2 protein-coding genes are annotated in these 2,373 nt (G+C 61.9%); both read right to left on the minus strand.

Annotation, left to right across the window (positions count from 1 at the left end):
* Positions 1-107: 107 nt before the first annotated feature.
* Positions 108-1,730, minus strand: coding sequence for a site-specific DNA-methyltransferase (locus tag ROE7235_RS19325; protein ID WP_121097631.1), 1,623 nt, complete (start codon positions 1,728-1,730; stop codon positions 108-110).
* A gap of 275 nt (positions 1,731-2,005) precedes the next feature.
* On the minus strand, positions 2,006-2,373 hold a 368-nt coding region (locus ROE7235_RS19330; protein ID WP_183073598.1), incomplete at its 5' end, for a DNA adenine methylase.

The raw sequence follows: 2,373 nt of genomic DNA on the forward strand, positions 1-2,373 counted from the left end.
TGTGGCGCGACAGGGAATGTTGCACAGTTTGACAGGGATACTTGCAGCAGGTCCGTTGCAGACACCAGCGTGACAGTCGGCCTTTCAGGCAGCGTTAAACGCCCCGTTCAAATGTCGAGTGAACCCTGACCGCCCCCGCTCTCGCGTTTGGCTTTCTTGAAGGCGTCGTCGCGGCGCGCTGGCAGGCGGACAGCGCGGTCGCGCAGGGCCAGTGCATCTTCGATGGTCACGATCTGGATGCGGGGCACGGGGCTGAAGCCGTCCATCTCGAATTGGCCCGCGCCCGCCGCCTCGGCCACCATGGGTTTCGTGGGCGGGGTCAGGGTCAGGAAGATCCCGATATCGGCGCGCTCGCGCTCGATGGTGCCGCGCAGGTCGCGGATCATGGCCACGCCCACATTGTCGCCCGCCTTCACGCTGACCAACGCGCGGTTGGTCTTGCCAAAGTAGATATTGCCGTCGATGCCGCGATCAGCGCCCTTCTTGGACTGGTTGCCGGGTTGCGCGGCGATCAGCGAGAGCGCCCATTTCTCGAACTCGAAATAGTAGTTCTTGTCCTCGCGGCCCCGGTTAGCCATGTCGCGCGCGCCCGCCAAGTCTTGCGGCACGCCGTGGGTGGTGAACTCGACCCCTTCAAAGGCGTCGCGCAGGCGCTTTTCGATCAGGCCGATGGCCAGATGCGTCACGTCGATGCCAATCCACTGCCGGTCGAGTTTCTGCGCCGCGTGGACCGTGGTGCCGCAGCCGCAGAACGGATCGAGCACCACGTCGCCGGGGTTGGAACTGGCGTTAACGATGCGTTCCAGCAGGGCGACGGGTTTCTGGGTGGGGTAGCCGAGGCGCTCGCCGCCGATATTGTGGATCGGCTTTATGTCAGTGATGACGTCTTGGACGGGCATGCCCGGCAGCTCGTCCAGGTAGCGCTTTCGTTGTGGAACGCCGCCCTCCTTTTTCGGCCAATGGATTTTTCCTTCGGCGTCCATTTCATCGAGCTTTTCCACCGGAAACGCCCAGTGCCTGCCTTTGGCGGTAACGTCGACGCCCTTCCAAACCTTACCGGACGCTCCGTTGCGAACTCCTGCTCCGGTTAGGTCCGCACGACGCCATCGCCGCCCGTCCGGATCAGTGTGCGTGAAAAAGGCGTCGATGTAAGTGTCTTCATAAGGTTGATGCGTTCCAATCCAGTCAAACTTGTCCGACTTGGCATAGTAAAGGATCACGTCATGGACTGGCCCCCACCTTTTAGCACTTGAATGTGCGCTGGTCCGTTTCCAAACCACCTCATTCAGGAACCGGGTCGGGCCGAACACAGCATCCAGCAATATTTTCAGGTAATGGCTCGCGGTCGGGTCGCAGTGCAGATACAGGCTGCCGGTGGGTTTCAGCACCCGGTGCAGCTCGATCAGGCGCACGGCCATCATGGCCAGATAGGCCATCATGTCATTCTCGCCCAAGAACGACCGCATGGCGCGCAGCATTTCCGACGCGTTGCCATTGCCCGAGCGCAGCACGTCACCAAAGGCCTCCTCGGCGGCGTCGGTCCAGTGCCATGTGTCGTCGAACGCCTCGATCTGGGCCGCGCTCTCATTGCCCTGCGGCCCCTTGAACAGCACGTTATAGCTGGCATTCGAGTTGAACGGCGGGTCCAGATAGATCAGGTCCACGCTCGCGTCCGCGATGCTGTCGCGCAGAACGCGCAGATTGTCGCCGTAATAGAGGTGGTTGGGCATGGGGGGCGCGCCTGTTCTGAAATCACTGGCGCGACCTTATCCGATTCGCTCCACGCCGCCACGCCAGATCGTCATGATGGCGGGATCAAGGTGTCCACTGCGCCCACCAGCAACTCCCGCCCCAAGGGGGCCAGCGCGCGCCGCCAGAGCGCGCCCGCGTCTTCGCCCGGCAAGATCTACACCGTGGGTTGCAGGCGATGGCCATCTACTCCCACGACATCCGCCACGTCGATCTTTTCGGTCAGCCAGTAGACGCTGCTGCGCCTTTCGACTGTTTATGCCGCTTTAAAATTCATGATCAGCACCTCTGACGCAGCCTTCGGTCCGCTGGACGCCGCGGTGTAGACGGTGTTGATCTCCTCGATTCTGAAACCCGAGAACACCTCGCGCACGCCCGGTGTGTCGTTCAATGACATAATGAACCGCCCTTTCAATGCCCCGAGCTGCGCGGCCATGTCTTCGAAGCGCGCGCGGTTGAACAGGTCACGACCATAATAGCCCTCGCAGCCCCAATAGGGCGGATCAAGATAGAACAGCGTGTCGGGGTGGTCCACGCGGCGGATGAAATCGCCGAAATCCAGACAGGTGACACAGACCCCGGACAGGCGGCTGTGCAGCGCTTCCAGGTCAGGCTCGAGCGTGG

The sequence above is a fragment of the Roseinatronobacter ekhonensis genome (assembly GCF_900499075.1).
GTDB lineage: Bacteria > Pseudomonadota > Alphaproteobacteria > Rhodobacterales > Rhodobacteraceae > Roseinatronobacter > Roseinatronobacter ekhonensis.

Bases quoted from the DNA above. Each gene is read 5' to 3' on its own strand.
- ROE7235_RS19325 (WP_121097631.1), bottom strand. From the start codon at position 1,730: ATGCCCAACCACCTCTATTACGGCGACAATCTGCGCGTTCTGCGCGAC.